The organism is Flavobacterium sufflavum (genome assembly GCF_004016525.1).
Classification (GTDB): domain Bacteria; phylum Bacteroidota; class Bacteroidia; order Flavobacteriales; family Flavobacteriaceae; genus Flavobacterium; species Flavobacterium sufflavum.
Window position 1 is genome coordinate 527265 of record NZ_SACJ01000002.1, and the last position, 18516, is coordinate 545780.

General features: G+C 34.9%; 14 protein-coding genes. 2 read left to right on the forward strand and 12 right to left on the reverse strand.

What is annotated here, in order from left to right:
- Positions 1 to 70: 70 nt before the first annotated feature.
- On the reverse strand, positions 71 to 1261 hold the full coding sequence (locus tag EOD40_RS05315) for a pyridoxal phosphate-dependent aminotransferase (RefSeq protein WP_128193855.1): 1191 nt from the start codon (positions 1259 to 1261) through the stop codon (positions 71 to 73).
- Positions 1262 to 1364: 103 nt separating this feature from the next.
- A complete protein-coding gene (locus EOD40_RS05320) occupies positions 1365 to 2459 on the reverse strand; it encodes a fatty acid desaturase family protein (protein WP_128193856.1) in 1095 nt (364 codons plus the stop codon).
- 108 nt (positions 2460 to 2567) lie between these two features.
- On the opposite strand from EOD40_RS05320, the gene rsmG reads away from it, so the two are divergent.
- On the forward strand, positions 2568 to 3197 hold the full coding sequence (gene rsmG, locus EOD40_RS05325; protein ID WP_128193857.1) for a 16S rRNA (guanine(527)-N(7))-methyltransferase RsmG: 630 nt from the start codon (positions 2568 to 2570) through the stop codon (positions 3195 to 3197).
- Between the two features lie 88 nt (positions 3198 to 3285).
- On the opposite strand, the gene pruA is transcribed toward rsmG, so the two are convergent.
- From pruA to EOD40_RS05340, 3 genes are all read right to left on the reverse strand, one after another.
- The gene (gene pruA, locus EOD40_RS05330) at positions 3286 to 4914 is read right to left on the reverse strand and encodes an L-glutamate gamma-semialdehyde dehydrogenase (protein ID WP_128193858.1); all 1629 of its coding nucleotides are present in this window, start codon (positions 4912 to 4914) and stop codon (positions 3286 to 3288) included.
- Positions 4915 to 5143: 229 nt separating this feature from the next.
- Positions 5144 to 5530 carry a Co2+/Mg2+ efflux protein ApaG gene (gene apaG, locus EOD40_RS05335; protein ID WP_066326834.1) on the reverse strand — a complete coding sequence of 129 codons (387 nt, stop codon included), beginning with the start codon at positions 5528 to 5530 and terminating at the stop codon, positions 5144 to 5146.
- Positions 5531 to 5610: 80 nt separating this feature from the next.
- Positions 5611 to 6876 carry a type IX secretion system plug protein gene (locus EOD40_RS05340; RefSeq protein WP_128193859.1) on the reverse strand — a complete coding sequence of 422 codons (1266 nt, stop codon included), beginning with the start codon at positions 6874 to 6876 and terminating at the stop codon, positions 5611 to 5613.
- A 156-nt stretch (positions 6877 to 7032) separates the two neighbouring features.
- Here EOD40_RS05340 and EOD40_RS05345 point away from each other — a divergent pair, with 156 nt between their 5' ends.
- Positions 7033 to 9855 carry a M16 family metallopeptidase gene (locus EOD40_RS05345; protein ID WP_128193860.1) on the forward strand — a complete coding sequence of 941 codons (2823 nt, stop codon included), beginning with the start codon at positions 7033 to 7035 and terminating at the stop codon, positions 9853 to 9855.
- Between the two features lie 49 nt (positions 9856 to 9904).
- Here EOD40_RS05345 and EOD40_RS05350 read toward each other — a convergent pair whose 3' ends face one another.
- From EOD40_RS05350 to gpmI, 7 genes are all read right to left on the reverse strand, one after another.
- Entirely contained in the window at positions 9905 to 10669 is a 765-nt protein-coding gene (locus EOD40_RS05350; RefSeq protein WP_128193861.1) for a class I SAM-dependent methyltransferase, read from the reverse strand.
- Positions 10669 to 11487 (reverse strand): type I methionyl aminopeptidase, encoded by an 819-nt coding sequence (gene map / locus EOD40_RS05355; RefSeq protein WP_128193862.1) that lies wholly within the window; start codon positions 11485 to 11487, stop codon positions 10669 to 10671. The genes EOD40_RS05350 and map overlap by 1 nt, the downstream gene beginning before the upstream one ends.
- 43 nt (positions 11488 to 11530) lie before the next feature.
- Positions 11531 to 12919 (reverse strand): TolC family protein, encoded by a 1389-nt coding sequence (locus EOD40_RS05360; protein ID WP_128193863.1) that lies wholly within the window; start codon positions 12917 to 12919, stop codon positions 11531 to 11533.
- Positions 12919 to 14268, reverse strand: coding sequence for an HlyD family secretion protein (locus EOD40_RS05365; protein ID WP_128193864.1), 1350 nt, complete (start codon positions 14266 to 14268; stop codon positions 12919 to 12921). The genes EOD40_RS05360 and EOD40_RS05365 overlap by 1 nt, the downstream gene beginning before the upstream one ends.
- 4 nt (positions 14269 to 14272) lie before the next feature.
- Positions 14273 to 15931 carry a peptidase domain-containing ABC transporter gene (locus tag EOD40_RS05370; protein WP_128193865.1) on the reverse strand — a complete coding sequence of 553 codons (1659 nt, stop codon included), beginning with the start codon at positions 15929 to 15931 and terminating at the stop codon, positions 14273 to 14275.
- 17 nt (positions 15932 to 15948) lie between these two features.
- On the reverse strand, positions 15949 to 16623 hold the full coding sequence (locus tag EOD40_RS05375; RefSeq protein ID WP_128193952.1) for a TetR/AcrR family transcriptional regulator: 675 nt from the start codon (positions 16621 to 16623) through the stop codon (positions 15949 to 15951).
- 280 nt (positions 16624 to 16903) lie between these two features.
- Positions 16904 to 18427, reverse strand: coding sequence for a 2,3-bisphosphoglycerate-independent phosphoglycerate mutase (gene gpmI / locus EOD40_RS05380; protein ID WP_128193866.1), 1524 nt, complete (start codon positions 18425 to 18427; stop codon positions 16904 to 16906).
- Positions 18428 to 18516 lie beyond the last annotated feature (89 nt).

An 18516-nucleotide genomic window follows, 5' to 3' on the forward strand; every position in this document is an offset into this window, starting at 1 on the left:
TTTCCTTGAGGCTTTGATATAAATTTTAAGTTAGTGTTCTAACTTCTAATTTCTGACTTCTAACTTTAGACTATCCTGCCAAAGCGTCTTTGATTCTTTTTAATGCTTCTTTTAACAATTCGTCGCTGGTAGCATAAGAAAAACGAATACAGTTAGGGTTACCAAAAGCATCACCAGTTACGGTTGCTACATTTGCTTCAGCCAAAAGATACATAGAAACATCGTTAGCATCTTTAATTTCAGTTCCTTTTAATGTTTTTCCGAAGAAAGAAGAAACGTCTGGGAACACATAGAAAGCTCCTTCCGGAACGTTGATTTTTACTCCTGGAATTTCTTTTAATAATCCAACAACTAAATCTCTACGGCTGTGGAAAGCCTGAACCATGTGGTTTAACACAGACGGGTCAGCATCTACAGCAGTAATTGTAGCGCGTTGTGCCACAGAATTTGCTCCTGAAGTTACCTGTCCTTGAATTTTAGTACAAGCTTTAGCGATAAATTCCGGTGCTCCAATGTATCCAATTCTGTATCCTGTCATAGCGAAAGCTTTAGCAACTCCGTTTACAGTGATTGTTCTGTCGAATAATCCTGGGATAGAAGCGATACTGCAGAAAGTTCCTGAGAAATTGATATGCTCATAGATTTCGTCAGCAACGATGTATATGTTTGGATATTTTTCTAAAACTTTACCAAGCGCAGTTAATTCTTCACGGCTGTAAACAGATCCTGAAGGATTACAAGGAGAAGAAAACCACATCATTTTAGTTTTTGGTGTGATAGCAGCTTCTAATTGTTCTGGTGTGATTTTGAAATCAGTTTCTACAGAAGTTGGAACTTCTACAGGAACACCACCTGATAATTTTACGATTTCGAAGTAAGAAACCCAGTAAGGTGCTGGTAAGATTACTTCGTCACCATCGTTTAACATTACCTGTGCAATGTTGTATAAAGATTGTTTTGCCCCTGTAGATACTACAATTTGAGATGGTTTGTAATCTAAACCGTTGTCTCTTTTGAATTTTCTGCAGATAGCATCTTTCAATTCAGCATATCCGTCAACTGGAGAATAAGTGCTGTAGTTTTCGTCAATCGCTTTTTTAGCGGCTTCTTTGATGAAATCAGGCGTGTTAAAGTCAGGTTCTCCTAAACTTAAACTGATAATGTCTTTACCTTGCGCTTTTAATTCTCTAGCCAAAGCTGCCATTGCTAATGTTTGTGATGTAGCAAGATTGTTAATTCTGTCTGAAAGTGGATTACTCATTAATAAAGTGTTGAAAGCCCTAAAATTCTTTTTTTGAATTAAGGGAGGTTAATTATTTATTTTAATTAATTATTGTTTAAAAACACCGAAGCGTCTCTTTATTTTATGCCATTTCTGGGTTTGTTCCTAATTCTTTTAAATGTTTGAAATGTGCAATTATAGCACTTCCCATGGTTTTGTATTCATAATAAGGCAAATTGCATTCTTGTGCGGTTTCGCGAACAATCTTTGCAATTTTACCATAATGAATGTGACTAATATTTGGAAAAATATGATGTTCTATTTGATGATTTAATCCTCCGGTGTACCAGTTAACTAACCAGTTTTTTGGGGCAAAATTAGTTGTGGTAAACAATTGGTGGATTGCCCAGGTGTTTTCCATTTCTCCTAATTCATTTGGAGAAGGGTTTTCGACTTCATCTACTACGTGTGCCAATTGGAATACGATACTTAAAATCAATCCTGCGGTATAATGCATTACGAAGAAACCAATTAATACTTTCCACCAAACGATTCCAATTAGGATAGGCATTACAATCCAGATCGAAACATAAATTATTTTAGTAATAATTAAAGTAGTCCATAGAATTTTAGGACTTTTAGGTTCACCATAGGATAATTTTCTTTTAAGGTAGTTTTTCATTTGCTTAAAATCAGTCGTAATCGCCCAATTGAAAGTTAATAATCCATATAGAAAAACGGAGTAGTAATGTTGAAAACGATGAAAGCTATGCCATGGTGCACTTTTAGTAAATCGGATAATTCTTCCTGCATCTAAGTCTTCATCATAACCGGGAATATTAGTATAGGTATGGTGTAAAACATTATGTTGTACCTGCCAGTTGTACACATTTCCGGCCAATACATAAATGGTTCCGCCCATTATTTTATTAACCCAATTTTTATTCGAATACGAACCGTGATTCCCATCATGCATGACATTCATTCCTAATCCGGCCATGCCAATTCCCATAACGATGGTTAAAAGTAGGTGAGCCCAAAAAGGCATATCCAACGTAAGAATTAAAAAGTAAGGAACCAGAAAAACAGTAAAAAGGATGACCGCTTTTAAATGCAGTTTCCAATTACCTGCTTTTGAAATGTTATTTTCTTTGAAGTAGTTGTTTACCCGCGAGTTAAGCGTTCTAAAGAACTTTAGTTTGTCTTGCTTAGCAAATGTAGGTGCGGTAGTATTCATATAATTCAAAAATAGCGTTCAAAGATAATTATTTATAAATTTTAACTCTGCAAAATTGAGTTAAATATTTCAAACTTAAAAATAGTACTTTTGTTAAAAAAATAAACGATGGACGAAATATTGAGCTATTTTCCGGATTTAACCGATATTCAAAAAGAACAATTCCAAAAACTGGATTTTTTATACCACGATTGGAACGAAAAAATAAATGTTATTTCAAGAAAAGACATTGATTCTTTATACACTAAACATGTTTTGCATTCTTTAGGAATTGCTAAAATCATGAAATTCGAACCCGGAAGTTATGTGCTGGATGTGGGAACTGGCGGAGGATTCCCAGGGATTCCATTGGCGATTTTATTTCCTGAAACCCGTTTTTATTTGATTGATGTAATTGCCAAAAAAATAAAAGTAGTGCAAGGTGTTGCTGATGCTTTAGGTTTGAAAAATGTAAAAGCGGAACAAATCAGAGCCGAAAATGTAAAAGGCGATTTCGATTTTATTGTAAGTCGTGCGGTAACAAATATGCCTGATTTTGTTTCCTGGGTAAAAACCAAAATCAAGAAACAACAAAAACACGAATTGAAAAACGGAATTCTTTATTTAAAAGGAGGAGATTTAACCGAAGAATTAGCCGCTTTCCCAAAAGCAACACAATACGACTTAGCCGATTTCTTCAAAGATGAATTCTTTGAAACTAAAAAAGTGGTGCATTTGCCATTGAAGTTTGTGGTTTAATTGAGATCAAAAAATAGAATAAAAACGCCGAACCTTTAACTAGATTCGGCGTTTTTTTAATCTGAAATCTGATTTCTAAATTCTGAAACTATTCTCCCAAAAACGGATATCTGTAATTTTCCGGAGATACAAAAACTTCCTTGATAGTTCTTGGTGAAACCCATCGTAACAAGTTCATTGCCGAACCTGCTTTGTCATTAGTTCCAGAAGCTCTGGCACCGCCAAAAGGTTGTTGGCCTACAACGGCTCCTGTAGGTTTGTCATTGATGTAAAGATTACCGGCAGCATTTTGAAGTTTTACCGTGGCTTCTTCAATTGCATAGCGATTCTGGCTAAAAATAGCTCCAGTAAGAGCATATTCTGAAGTTTGATCTATCAGTTCTAAGGTTTCAATCCATTTGGAATCCTCGTAGACATAAATAGTTAAAACAGGTCCAAATAATTCGGTTTCCATCGTAACGTATTTTGGGTTTGTGGTAAGTATAACCGTAGGCTCAATAAAATAACCAACCGATTTGTCGTAATTTCCTCCAATGATAATTTCGGCATCAGTATCTTTTTTAGCTCTGTCAATATAACCAGCCAATTTATCGAAAGAGCCTTCGTGAATAACAGCTGTAATAAAGTTGCTGAAATCTTCCGGCGATCCCATTTTCATGGATTGGATATCAATTGTAAGTTGCTCTTTAATAGCTGGCCACAAACTTTTAGGAATATACACTCTTGATGCAGCCGAGCATTTCTGCCCTTGGAATTCGAAAGCGCCACGCACAATTCCGGTAACGGCTTGTTTTACATTAGCACTAGGATGGACCATAACAAAGTCTTTTCCGCCAGTTTCGCCTACAATTCTTGGATAGGTTTTGTAATGGTGAATGTTGCTTCCAATTTTTGCCCAAAGATCTTTGAATACAAAGGTGGAACCTGTGTAATGCAATCCGGCAAAATCACGACTTGCTAAAATGGTATCGGTAATCATTGCGGCATCACCAAAAACAACATTGATAACTCCGTTAGGAAGTCCTGCTTCTTTGAAAATTTCGATAATAATTTTTGCCGAAAACACCTGACTATCGCTGGGTTTCCAAATCACCACATTTCCCATCATGGCAGCACTTGCAGGAAGATTAGCGGCAATGGCAGTAAAGTTAAACGGAGTGATGGCATATATAAAACCTTCTAATGGGCGGTATTCTAAACGGTTCCAGATTGCGGAGTCGGAGGTAGGTTGGTCAGCGTAAATTTGCGTCATGAATTCTACGTTGAAACGCAAAAAATCAATTAACTCACAGGAAGCATCAATCTCAGCCTGATGAATGTTTTTAGATTGTCCAATCATGGTTGCGGCGTTGATTCGGGCTCTGTAAGGACCAGCAATCAGTTCGGCGGCTTTCAGGAAAATAGCGGCGCGTTGTTCCCAAGCCATATTTGCCCATGCTGCTTTTGATTCTAGTGCATTTGCAATAGCGCTTTCTACATGCTTTTTTTCGGCAAGATGATAGCTCCCTACAATGTGTTTGTGGTCGTGTGGAGGAGTTATGTTTTTGGTGTTTCCAGTTCTGATTTCTTCACTACCAATGTATAAGGGAACGTCAATTTGAGTATTCCACATTTTTTTGTAAGCGGCAAGAACGGCTTCTTTTTCGGGTGAATTTGGAGCGTAACTTTTTACAGGCTCATTTATAGCTTTGGGTACTTTAAAAAATCCTTTTAGCATTGTATTTTGTTTATCTAAGGTTAGAAAATTTTATATTATTTAGATAATCGAGTTGTCATCCCGAGCGGAGTCAAGAGACAAGGTTTTATATAGACAATGTTCTCGACTTTACTCGAACTGACATTGGATCAATATAAAATCTAAATGGTTACTAACAAAAGTACAAAAGGAGATTTTAAAACTTTTATAAAGATTTATAAATAAGTTTTAAAAAATGTTAAACGGGGGATTAATTTAATGCAAATGGAGCACACAGCCTGAAGGTAGGAATGATAACTTTGAAGTTTTTAGTATTGGTAAAGTTAATCATATTAAAGTGCCCTTTCATAGCTCCGTAAGGAGAAGAAAGTAAGCATCCTGAGCTGTAAGTGTGGTTTTCTCCAGGTTTTAGAACCGGCTTTTTGCCAATAATTCCTTCGCCATCAACAATTTCGATATTGTTTAAAGAGTCAAATATTTCCCAGTGGCGTGAAGTAAGCTGTACCGAATCTTTACTGTGATTTTCAATTGTGATATGATAACTAAAGGCAAAGTGGATTTTGTAGTTTTTGAAGTAGGTACCTTCAAAACTAGTCAAAACGGTTATTTTTATGCCTCTTGTTATCTGAGAAACCATACTTAAGTGCTAAATTATGTGCTTAACAGGGTCAAAATTACAAAATTTTCATTTGCTTTTGTTTATTTTTAAATGTTTTTTTAGTTAATGATGTTCAGAGAATTAGCTGTTCCTTTTCCAATAATTCTGTCATATCGTCCAGTGTTTTCTTTATAGTAAACCAGAACCAGATATTCGTTTTCAGTTTGATAGAAATTTCCGTCGATTGCATTTGTGTTATCAATGGTTTTTTTATTGTCGGCAACAACATATTTGAAATTGGTAAAGCCTTGTTTGATTAAAACCGCTTTTTCATAAATCCCTTTTTTCTCGTTGTAATCCATTTTATAATCTGGAGTCAGACTGTAATTGTTGAACATGCCGTTGATGTAAATGTCTTTATCAAGTCTGTAGGTTGGTGCCGAAAGACTGAAATAAACCCAGGCATAATCGGCTTCGATTTCATTGTTGGTTGCATTTGTGTTTTTTACAACAAAATTACCGTTAATGTCTCCAAATTGGGTATATGGAAAATTAGCCCGTGCATTATTGGTATGTAAATAGCAATTGTAAATATCAGTACTTGAGTCTATTCGGGCTACATTATTGCTCGCTATTCTGATGTCTTTGTTTTCAAAATAAAGAAATTCGTTGCCTGCCCAAAATTGGGTTTCGGTATCATATTTATAGATTAAATCATTGCCAATGGTGTATTGGGGCTTGATGTCTTTTATTTCAGAATTGAAATTTCCATTTTGAATCAGACGTACTTTTATGTTTTTTATAGGATTCTGAAAAGTAATTGTGCTTGATTTTACTGAAAAGTCCAGATTGTGTTTGTATTCAATAACACTAACATTTCTGGCTCTTTTTATTTGCAAAGGAACTGTGGCGATATCTTCGTAAAGCATGAATTTTCTGGAAAAGACAACCTCTTTGTCTTCGTTTAAGATTTTAAGAATGTAATTACCACTCAAGCGCAATTGCTGCGTAAATTGGTTTGGGATGCTTAAATTATAATGCGAATAAATTTGTAGGGTGTTTAAAGAATTCGAATAATTTTGGATTCTTTGATTGTCAAACCCCTGTAAATATTCGTTTTTTTGAATATTAGAAGGAGCCCAGTTATAATCACAATGAATGATTTCATAATAATAGTTGGCTTCGTTGCCAAAAAGGTCATCAAATTGAAACTGAAAACCGCTACCTAATCCAAAAATAGGGACTACATTTTGGTTGTTTTGTACAAAAGAAACTGTTTTTATGTTGTAGGGAGGAGCCACTTCCTTTTCTGTTTGGGCTAAAGAAAGATTTGTTGAAAGTACGATAAGAAAAAACAGGATTATTTTGAAAAAAGACTTTGCCATTTTGTAGTACTTAAGATTTTGTAAATATAACGAATACTCCTTGTTTTTATTTATTAAATTAATTTCTAAAAATATTTTTCGTGTGTATTTTCTGTTAAATAAAATGTATCTTCGTTAGGTGTTAAGAATTATCTTATTGTAACTGTATTTAGCTCTATGAAAAAAATCAACAATTTAGTATTCGGGATGATGGTATTTCCATTGGCTGTTTTTGCACAGCAAATCGATTTTTCAAAGAAAATTCCTTTTGATCCAACTGTAAAAACAGGAAAGCTTGAAAACGGCTTAACCTATTACATCAAGAAAAACGCAAAGCCAGAGAAAAAAGTAGATCTTAGGTTGGTGGTAAATGTAGGTTCTATTCTTGAGGATGATGACCAACAAGGATTGGCTCATTTTATGGAACACATGTGTTTTAATGGGACGAAACGGTTTCCTAAAAACCAGTTAGTCGATTATTTGCAAAGTATCGGAGTAAAGTTTGGGCAACATTTAAATGCTTATACCAGTTTTGATGAAACAGTTTATTTCCTGCCAATTCCATCAGATAGTCCTGAAAAATTGGAGAAGGGTTTTCAAATTCTTGAAGATTGGGCATTTAATACCGTTTTGAGTCCCGAAGAAATTGATAAAGAAAGAGGTGTAGTATTGGAAGAATATCGTTTGGGTTTAGGTGCCCAAAAACGAATGCTAAGTCATTATATTTCTAAACTGATGTATAATTCTCATTATGCGGAACGCTTGCCTATTGGGAAAAAAGAAATTTTAGAAAAATTCAAATATGAAACCTTAAATCGTTTTTATACAGATTGGTATCGTCCAAATTTGATGAGTGTTATTGTTGTGGGTGATATTGATGTTAATGAAATGGAGCAAAAAATCATTTCTCATTTTTCGACTTATAAAAATCCAACGAATGAGAAGGCTAGAAAAACTTTCGAGATTCCGAACCACAAAGAAACTTTTGTAGCTGTTGAAACAGATAAAGAGGCTCCATCAGCTCAAATTCAATTATTGTACAAAGATTATGAGGCTCCAAAGCCAGTTATAAATGTTGGAGATTTTAAAAATGATTTGGTTGAAGGTCTATTTACAACTATTTTGAATACCAGATTAGGAGAATTGGTTAACTCTCCAGCGCCACCTTTTACGTATGGCTATTCTTATTATGGAGGAACTTTTGCCAGAAATAAAAAAGCGTTTCAATCGGTAGCGATGTCACAGGAAGACAAGCAATTGAGTGCTTTGAAAGTATTGGTTACTGAAAATGAAAGAGTGAAGAAATTTGGTTTTACCCAAGGTGAATTAGATCGTTCTAAGGCGGAATTTCTAGCTTCAATTGAAAAAGCATACAATAACAGAGATAAAACCAATTCGGCAAATTTTGTAAGCGAGTACCAGGCAAATTTCTTAAATAATGATCCTTCACCAGGTTTAGATTGGACGTATCAAATGGTTAAAGAACTATTGCCAGTTATTGATTTGAATGATGTAAATGCTTTGATTAAAACCTATTTGAAAGAAGATAATCGTGTGGTTATTCTAACAGGTCCAGAAAAAGAAGGTCTTAAAAAAGTTGGAGAGCAGGAGGTTTTAGATGCTTTAAAAATTAATACAGATGCTATTGAGCCTTATCAGGATGCAGCTGTAGCAACTAGTTTGATTCGAAATGAAATTAAGCCAGGTAAAATTGTTAAGCGTGAAAGTAATCCAAAAATTGGAACCAAGACTTTAGTATTGTCTAATGGGGCAAAAGTAACTTATAAAAATACCGATTTTAAAAATGACGAGATTCTTTTTGAAGCGGTTAGTTTTGGAGGTACTAATTTGTATTCTGATGCTGAGATGAAAAAAGTAGAGTTTGCAAACGGAGCTTTGAAGGAAGCCGGTTTTTCAGGTCTTAAACTGAATGATATTAATAAATTCATGACAGGGAAAAAAGCAAGCGTAAGGCCATATATTGGAAGCGTAACCGAAGGATTGAGCGGTAATGCAACTCCTAAGGATCTGGAATATTTATTTCAAATGACCTATGCTTATTTTACCGATTTAAACTTAGATCCAGTGGTTTTTGAAGCATACAAACAAAAGCAATCTACTTATTATAATAATCTGGCTTTACAACCTAATTTTTATTTTCAGCAAGAGCTTTCTTCTTATTTGTACCAAGATAATCCTAGATTTAATGGTTTAGTTCCAAATGATAAAACCTGGAAAGAAACAGATTATACTTTGGCATACAATAAATACAAAGAGCGTTTTGCTAATGCAGCCGATTTCGAATTTTATTTCGTTGGAAATATTGATGATAAAACGATAGAAGAATTCGCCGTTAAATATTTGGCTTCTTTGCCTTCTTCTGATAAAAAAGAAAAAGCGAGAGATTTAGGATATAGAATGCTAAAAGGAGATTTGAAAAAAGTGGTGAATAAAGGAGCTGACCCTAAAAGTAATGTCATGATATTGTATTATGGAGATGCGAAATATTCGAATAAGGAAGCCATGAGCATGCAGGCATTAGGCGAAATTTTGACAATAAAATTAATTGAACAATTACGTGAAAATGAAAGTGGGGTTTATGGAGTTTCAGCCAGAGGAAGTATGAGTAAAGTGCCGTATGGTTCTTATAATTTTTCTATCGGATTTCCGTGTGGTCCCGAGAATGCTGAGAAATTGACAACTTCAGCTTTAGAAGAACTTAAGAAAATTATAGATAACGGACCGGATGAAAAAGATGTGGCTAAATTTAAAGAAGGGGAACTAGCCGATTTTAGAAAAGATAGTAAAGAAAACAGGTATTGGTTGTCTAATTTTACTAATTCTTATACTAAGGGGAACAGTGTGGAAGAAGTCTTGAAATTTGAAGAATCTGTAAAGGCAATAACTGCTAAAGACATTCAGAATGTTGCCAAAAAATACCTCACAAAAGATAAAGTAATTGGGATGCTAATGCCAGAAAAGAAAATAGAACTGAATTAAAGTTAAAAACCTGTTCGCCGCGGCGAACAGGTTTTTTTATGATGTAAAATTATTTGAAACAAACAGGGATAATTTCTCCTTTGGCCAGACAATATTTGTCTACTAATTCAGGACTGATTTTGTTAGTGTAATCTTCTTCGATTACTTTAAAACCAATACTTCTTAGTTTGTCAAAATAATCGCGACCGTAAATGCGTACATGGTCGTATTGACCGAAAATTTTAGCGCGTTCTTTTTGGTCTGTAATCGAATCATCTGCAAAAGTAACGTCTCGATTCAAGTCTTGCGGAATTTGTAAAATAGCCATTCCCCCCGGTTTTAATACACGATACAATTCCTGCATGGCTTTAGTATCATCAGGGATGTGTTCCAAAACGTGATTGCATAAAATCACATCGTACTGATTGTCCTCAAAAGGTAAATTACAAATATCAGCTTTTACGTCTGCCAAAGGCGAAAACAGATCGGTTGTGGTGTAATCCAAATTTTTTTGTTTTCTGAACAATTTGTAAAAAGCCTGTTCCGGAGCAAAGTGTAAAACTTTTTTGGGAGCTGTGAAAAAATCTGTTTTTTCATTCAGATATAACCAAAGTAAACGGTGTCTTTCTAACGAAAGTGTACTTGGTGAAAGTACATTGTTTCTTTGTTTTTCGTATCCGTAAGGCAACATCGATTTGAAACTTTTTCCATCAATAGGATCCGTAAAATTAGTTCCTTTTAATGAAAAAGCGATAACGGGACGCGCCACATAACTCAAACGAATTAATAATGGACGCGGAATGGTATTAAGAATGAATTTGAATGCTTTTTTCATTATAGAACTAATGGAATTTTTCTGAACTCATCTTCTTCATTACTCTCTATTCCTAACGCTTTATAGATGTATGCAAACGTAGAAAGCAACTCTGGTTTTCCATCTACTAAAGCAATATCGTGCTCAAAATGTGCAGATGGTTTTCCGTCGGCAGTCAAGATTGTCCAGCCGTCTTTTAATTGTTTAATGTTTCGTGTTCCCTGGTTAATCATGGGTTCCAATGCGATAACCATTCCTTCCACAAAAAGTTTTCCACGTCCTTTTTTTCCATAGTTAGGCATTTCGGGATCTTCGTGCATTTTTTGTCCTAATCCGTGGCCCACTAATTCACGAACCACTCCGTAACCATGTCCTTCAGTATATTTTTGAATAGCATTCCCTACATCTTCTACGCGATTACCTGCTTTGAATTCGCGCATTCCCACATATAAAGATTCTTTGGTAACCTGTAATAATTTTTTAGTTTCCGGGGCAACTTCACCCACTTCAAAAGTATAAGCGTGATCACCGTGAAAGCCATTTTTAAAAGCACCACAGTCAATAGAAATAATATCACCGTTAACAAGAGGAGTGTTGTTCGGAATTCCGTGAACTACCTGTGCGTTTGGACTCATACAAAGTGAATTTGGAAAACCGTATAGACCTAAAAAACTAGGTACGGCGCCATGGTCGCGAATGAATTCTTCGGCTAATTTATCAAGGTGTAAAGTTGTAACTCCTTCTTTTACTTCAGAAGCCAGCATTCCTAATGTTTTGGATACGATTAAGGCACTTTCGCGCATTAATTCTATTTCTTCACGTGATTTTACTATAATCATAATTTCGGATTTTCAGTGGGCAAAAGTACAATTTTTAAATTATTTAATCCGGATTCGCCATAATTTTAAAAAGTTCCGAGTTAGAAACGTAAAATCGGTTGGCTAAACTTATTTCAGCCAGTTTAGCACTTACCAGATTATTCTCGCGTGTATTGATTAAAAACAGCGAGCTTTCGCCAAAAGAAAATAATCGTTCTTCCGAATCCAGCATGATTTTGTTATCCTGAGCTAATTTTTTTATCAGGTCTAATTGTTTGTTTAACGATTGGATTTCTGTTTTTTGAGCCTGAATTTTGTTTGAAAGTTGCATTTTTTCCACACTCATGATGTATTCCGTTTCCTGAATTTTATATTTGGTCAGTTTTAGTTTACCTCTTTCTTTTCTTAAAAACAAAGGAAATGAAAAGTCAACACCCACTTTGTAATTTTCCCGATTAAAATTGTCAAGGTAATTGGTGTCGGACAAATAGGAATAGCCTAAATTGATTTTTGGCAGTAATTCATTAGCGTTTAATTTTCTTTCTACGTTTAGAATGTCAATTTTACTTTGCAAAGCATTAATCTTTGGATGGTTTTCTAAGGAAACCGATTCGCTAAACAAATTATTGGTTTTCAAAGTTTCCTGAATGCTGCTTTCGAGTTTTGTTTCCGGGATCAGGTCATTAGAAATTTCCATTGGAATAGCGTTGTCCAGCCATAAATAATTAGATAATTCTAATTTGGCTTTAGCCAATTTTAAATTAGAATCTTCTAAGCTCAGGAGGCGGTTTTTAACGTTAATTCCTGCTTCTACACTGTCAATAGCAGGTTTGTCTCCCAGGACAATTAAGGTTTGAATTCCCTTGTATCTGGACTTTGCGTTATTGCTGTAATTTTGATACAGCTGTACTTCTTCATAGTTTTTTTTCCAGTTAAAATAAGCTAATGAAGCATCATATAAAACAGCAATGGCTTGTAGTTTTACCTCGGCCTGACTGAGTTTTATTTGCATTTTGGCTTTGCTTAAATCGGCCATTCGTTTATTAATCCACAAACCCTGTCCTACGGGAACACTAATTCCCAGTGAAGCTAAACCATCAGTAGGGGTGTTGTGCTCCGGGTTTAAATAATAACCTTCGTTGTTTTCAAAACCGGCTTTAATTTCGATTCCGTACCAAGTCGGTATTTTGAAACTGCTGTTTAAAAGTGAATAATATTCCTTGTCTTTGAATTGTTTTTTTGCATAATCCACTTCAATTTTAGGATCGAAAGCACCGCGAGTCATCATTAAATCGGCTTGGGCTTTGTTGAGCGTTAATTCAGCATTTTTTACCAACGGATGGAATTTTTTCACATAGCCCAAAAACTCATTGTAGCTCAGTTCTTTCGAAACCGGTTCCTGAGCTACAATGTTTAGGGATAAAAATAGTAAGATGTAGAAAAGCTTTTTCATTATTTCTTTTCTTTGGTTGTTGTTGATGTTGCTTGTTTGTAATAATTAGGAGGGAATCCGTTTAGAACTCGCCAGATTTCAAACCAGATAGGCACAGTATCCAATAAGGCTAAGGTTTGCGCGCCTGAACCGATGCTTAATTCTTTAGGCCATTTGTCTTCATTTTTGTCGGGAGTAATCAAGACTCTGTATTTGCCGTTTGGACTGATGAAATTTTCTATGGCAACAATGGTCCCTCCAAAGGTTCCATAAGATATATCAGGCCAGCCTGAGAAAACTATGGTAGGCCATCCGTCAAACCAAATGCGAACTTTCTCTCCTTTATGGATTAAAGGCAGGTCAATAGGGTCTACATAAGTTTCAACGGCAATTTCATAAGCGGCAGGCATAATGGTTGCAATAGCAGTTCCTTCTTTTACGGTTTCACCAATTCCTGATTGTAAAGCCCTGTTGATGTAGCCGCTTTGAGCCGCTCTGATGTAGTACATATTGTTGCGGATGCTGTAATTAGCATGCTGATTTTCCAGTTTGTTCACCTGTGCTTTAGCATCATATTGACTACTTAGGGCAGTAAATTTATCGCTTTGAGATTTTGAAACTTTCTCAGCATATTCAGCAATGATTCTGTTTACTTCTACTTTGGAGTTGATGAAATCATTTTTGCTGGTCAATAATTTGTTTTCCTGATTGATGATTTTAGCCTCGACTTCCTGAAGTTTTAGTTTCTTTTCTTCAACATCGGTCAGAGGTTTTAGTCCTTCGTCGTTTAATTTAATAGCACGGTTAAATTGCGTTGTAGCAATTTTAAGTTGGGTATTAGCAGCAACAAGATCAATACTGTCGCTTTTTATTTTAAGGCGCGCTTGTTTGATTTTGTTGTAAGCCTGTTCCAGTTTTAATTTTTTTTCGGCTTCAATGGCTTGTAATTGATTCTCTAAGCTGATTACTTTTGCCTGATATGATTCGACAGCATTTTGTTTGGCATCAACCTGGTTTTTTGTATTTTGAACCAGATTAGGATCCATGTAGTCTTCCTTGATTTCCGAGATGTATAAGATAGTATCACCTTTTTTGACAAAATCACCTTCCTGAACATACCATTTCTCTATTCGACCGGAAATAACGCTTTGAATAGATTGCGGACGCTGGTTGGGTTTTAAGGTGGTTACCGCACCTGAACCGGAAATATTTTGTGTCCAGGGCAAAAACAACATCGCTATTCCCAGTATGGAAATACCAATTATAATTTTGTTTAAAATCTTATAATGCGTTTTGTTTTCAAGCGTGCGAACGGTTTTAAATTGTTCTAAGACTTGTTTGGGATTGTTGTTATCTGAAATATTTAGCATTTTTTTACTTTTTTGAGTCCGAAACTATTTTACCATCTTGCATTGTGATTATTCTATCACTTTTAGTTTTCCAATACGGATTTTTAGAGGAGACAACTATGGTCCAGTTGTGTTCCTTAGCAGTTAAGAAATCAATGATTTCTTTGGCTACGTTTTCATCCATCATGTCAGTTGGGTCTTCGTAGAAAAGAATCTTCGGTTTATGTATGATACTTCGGGCTAATAATATTTTCTTAACATTTGAAGAAGTCAGTTGTTTGGCTTCCGGGAAAATGGCAGTGTCGAGTCCTTTAGGTAATGATTTTATTAAATCGGTGAGCTGTAATCCTGTAATTGCCCACTTTAAATCTTCTGAGCTTACAGATTTGTCGTTAAAGGTAATATTGCTTAAAATAGTCCCTTCGAAAGGTGTTTCACCATGAATAATACTGCCAATTTGTGAACGGTATTGTTTCAAGTTTATCTTTTTGAAAGTGTCGTCGTTAATGTAAAAAGCTCCAGCTGTAGGTTGTAATAATCCCGAAAGGATTCGGATTAAAGTGGTTTTTCCTGAACCGTTTTTCCCTTCTAAAAAGATATGTTCGCCCTGATTAATTTTTAAATCAATTTCATTTAAGGATTTTTGTTTCGAATCAGGGAATCTAAAGCTTAGATTCTCAGTCTCTAAACTAATGTTGGTATAGCAATTATCGTAAGATTCCGTAGTTTCTTCTTCGATGTCCATATCGGTTACCTGACCAATTTTTTCGGTAGCGGTCAATACATCGTAAAAAGTTTCTAATCCTAAAATAATTTTTTCAACTGAATTGATTACAAGCAAAATAATGATTTCGGCAGCCACAAACTGACCGATATTCATTTCCTGTGATAAGACTAAATATCCACCAATTAATAATAAACTTGCAGTAATTAAAACTTTAAAACCAATTAACTGGATGAATTGTTTTTTGATTACATTAAAATGTTTCTCTCTGTAATCAAGATAGCCTGAAACTATAGCATCGTTTTTTTGCAACGCATAATTATAGTTTAAATCGTTTCTGAAACTGGAATTGTTTCGGGCAATTTCCTGTAGCCAGCTTGCAACTTTGTATTTGAATTTAGATTCTTTTAAACTGGTTTCAAGCCCTGATTTATAAGAGAATTTGAAAATAAAATACAATAAAAAGAAAAGGAAAATCCCAAATACAATAAAGAAAGGATGGTATAAGGATAATAGAATGATACCAAAAGCAATTTGCAATAAAGCTGCCGAGAAATCAATTAATAGTTTTGAAGTCCCTTTTTGGATCGTTAGAGTATCAAAAAAACGATTGGCAATTTCCGGCGGGTAGGAATTGTATAATGCTTCGAATTTTATTTTTGGCAATCGGGTTGCGAATTCAAAAGAAGAACGAACAAATATTTTTTGTTGTAAATTCTCGGTAATACGCAATTGCATCAACGAAAGAATCCCTACCAGAGCCACTCCAATAATTACAATAATAATTAAAACAATCCATGAAACACTGGCGTGCCCTGATTGTATAAAGTTAATGATGGCTTGGATACCCAAAGGCAAAGACAAGCTTATTAGTCCGGCGAAGATGGCGTAGAAAAAAATCTGGGCAACATCTTTTTTGTCTAGTTGGAGTAAGTTGTAAAATCGTCTTAATGGTGTCATATGAAAGATTGTATTTTTTATTTTTTTAATATTCGGCTTACTAAATCAAAGTAAAATGAAGTTACGCTTATCGAATCATTACAATCGGTAATCGTATTTAGATGGTCGTTAAGAAAATGTTGGTGTAAACTTCCTTCTACTATTGTCGATGCTAAGCTTTTGCTGTATGGATAATCAGGGTTGGCTTCGTGAATAATGGCAGCCAACTGATTGATTATTTTTTGATAGACCCAGAAATAGCCTTCCTTGTTGTCCTCGTCAACTTCTTTAGTATAGAGCGCTTTGTTAAATTCGGATATAATAATTTTGTTTAAAATAGATTCGTTAATGTGTTTGGTGCTGTCGTCATCCTTAATTTTTTCGGTCAATACTTTTATGGCTTTATTTAATTTTTCTGATGGATTTTGGATGTTGTTAGTTGCCAAAATAAGTTTGTATTCTATCCATCCCCAATACCAGGCTGATAAATACATGACTAGTTTGTGTTTGTTTTCAAAATAGCGATAAATAGAACTTTCGTTAGAACTAATTCGTTCCCCGAGTTTCTTGAAAGTGAAATGTTCTAATCCAATTTCGTCTATTAATAAAATACTGTGTTGGATTATTTTATTCCCCAGCTCTGAAGTGTCCGGATCTTTCAGATACAGTTTTTCGTTGACTTTTATCTTTAAATTCTCTAAAAAAGCACTCATTATCAATCTCTGTTTCATACAAAATTAATAGTGTTACTTTTAATTTTGGGGTTTTAACAATTAATTAAGTGAAAAAAAAGCATTTTCTAATGTTGCTCTAATGTTGGTTTAATCTTGGTATTTTTTTGTAGGTAATTGTTTTCTTTTTAAAATAATATCAGCAGCTGAAGAAGTCTGAAATCATAATTTTAGGATTAAGATTTTTTAAAAAGTTAAATTGAATTCAAATAAAAACGGCTGCTCTTTCGAACAGCCGTTTATGTAAAATATGTAGTGTATATTATTTTGCCAATAACGAATGACTAGACATTGCAGCAGGTTGTGCTACTCCCATTAAATCTAAAATTGTTGGGGCAATATCACCTAAAACTCCGTCTTGGATGGCTATTTGGTCATTGTCAACTAAAATAAATGGAACTGGATTAGTTGTATGAGCTGTATTAGGACTTCCATCAGGATTAATCATGGTTTCACAGTTACCGTGATCGGCAATAACAATTGTTGAATAACCATTTTCTAGTGCAGTAGTAATTACTTTTTCTACACATTTATCTACAGCTTCACAAGCTTTTATTGCAGCTTCCATGATTCCGGTATGCCCTACCATGTCACCATTGGCAAAATTAAGACATACAAAATCCACTTCTCCTTTTTCAAGTTCTGGACAAAGTGCATCGGTTAATTCGTAAGCACTCATTTCAGGTTGTAAGTCGTAAGTAGCTACTTTAGGAGAGTTTCTCAAGATACGTGATTCACCTTCAAACGGAACCTCTCTACCTCCAGAAAAGAAGAAAGTTACGTGTGGATATTTTTCAGTTTCAGCAATACGAATTTGCTTTTTGTTGGCTTTTTCTAAAACTTCACCTAGTGTTTCAGTGATGTTATCTTTGTTGTAAACCACTTTTACATTTTGGTAGGTTTCGTCATAATTGGTCAATGTAACATAGTACAAATTCAATTTATGCATGTTTTGCTCATGAAAATCCTGTTGCGAAAGTGCTTCAGTCAATTCACGACCTCTGTCGGTTCTGAAGTTAAAGAAAATAACAACATCATCATCCTGGATAGTAGCCAATGGTTTATTGTCAGCATCAGTAACTACAAGTGGTTCTATGAATTCGTCGGTGATGTCGTTTCCATAACTTGTAGCGATAGAAGTAACTACATTACTTGTTGGAGTTCCTTTTCCGTGAACAACCAAATCATAAGCCAGTTTTACTCTTTCCCAACGTTTGTCACGATCCATTGCGTAGTAACGACCAATTACCGAGGCAATTTTTACCGGAGTATCAGCAATGTAGTTTTCTAAATCCTGGATGTACTTTTTACCAGATTTAGGGTCAACATCTCTACCATCAGTAAAGGCGTGGATGAAAACTTGGTTTAAGCCATAATCTTGAGTGGCGTCAATTAATCCACGTAAGTGAGAAGTATGTGAGTGAACACCTCCATCAGAAACCAATCCTAGGAAATGAACTTTTTTATTGTTGTCTTTTGCGTACTGAAAAGCATCTTTTAATACTTGTTCCTGTGCTAAAGTTTTATTGGCTACAGCCAAATTGATTTTAGCTAAATCCTGGTAAACAATTCTTCCTGCACCAAGATTCATGTGTCCTACTTCAGAATTTCCCATTTGACCTTCAGGTAAACCTACATGTAAACCATCAGTTCTAAGTTGTGCGCTAGGGTATTTTTTATAAAGACTGTTTATAAAGGGAACATTTGCATTGTCAATTGCAGATACTTTAGGGTCAGGAGATTTTCCCCAACCATCCAAAATCATAAGGATTACTTTTTTGCTCATTAGTTTTTAGTTTTTGGCAAAGATAAATTATTTATAAAATCTTCGTTATTAATAAAACTACTATTATGTATTCAAGAATTTAGCTATAG

Excerpts from the sequence above, each read along its gene's own strand:
- EOD40_RS05360 (WP_128193863.1), bottom strand. The coding sequence starts at position 12,919 with ATGAAAAAGCTTTTCTACATCTTACTATTTTTATCCCTAAACATTGTA.
- EOD40_RS05365 (WP_128193864.1), bottom strand. The coding sequence starts at position 14,268 with ATGCTAAATATTTCAGATAACAACAATCCCAAACAAGTCTTAGAACAA.
- rsmG (WP_128193857.1), top strand. The coding sequence starts at position 2,568 with ATGGACGAAATATTGAGCTATTTTCCGGATTTAACCGATATTCAAAAA.
- EOD40_RS05370 (WP_128193865.1), bottom strand. The coding sequence starts at position 15,931 with ATGACACCATTAAGACGATTTTACAACTTACTCCAACTAGACAAAAAA.
- EOD40_RS05345 (WP_128193860.1), top strand. The coding sequence starts at position 7,033 with ATGAAAAAAATCAACAATTTAGTATTCGGGATGATGGTATTTCCATTG.
- EOD40_RS05320 (WP_128193856.1), bottom strand. The coding sequence starts at position 2,459 with ATGAATACTACCGCACCTACATTTGCTAAGCAAGACAAACTAAAGTTC.
- EOD40_RS05375 (WP_128193952.1), bottom strand. The coding sequence starts at position 16,623 with ATGAGTGCTTTTTTAGAGAATTTAAAGATAAAAGTCAACGAAAAACTG.
- map (WP_128193862.1), bottom strand. The coding sequence starts at position 11,487 with ATGATTATAGTAAAATCACGTGAAGAAATAGAATTAATGCGCGAAAGT.
- pruA (WP_128193858.1), bottom strand. The coding sequence starts at position 4,914 with ATGCTAAAAGGATTTTTTAAAGTACCCAAAGCTATAAATGAGCCTGTA.
- EOD40_RS05340 (WP_128193859.1), bottom strand. The coding sequence starts at position 6,876 with ATGGCAAAGTCTTTTTTCAAAATAATCCTGTTTTTTCTTATCGTACTT.
- EOD40_RS05315 (WP_128193855.1), bottom strand. The coding sequence starts at position 1,261 with ATGAGTAATCCACTTTCAGACAGAATTAACAATCTTGCTACATCACAA.
- apaG (WP_066326834.1), bottom strand. The coding sequence starts at position 5,530 with ATGGTTTCTCAGATAACAAGAGGCATAAAAATAACCGTTTTGACTAGT.
- EOD40_RS05350 (WP_128193861.1), bottom strand. The coding sequence starts at position 10,669 with ATGAAAAAAGCATTCAAATTCATTCTTAATACCATTCCGCGTCCATTA.
- gpmI (WP_128193866.1), bottom strand. The coding sequence starts at position 18,427 with ATGAGCAAAAAAGTAATCCTTATGATTTTGGATGGTTGGGGAAAATCT.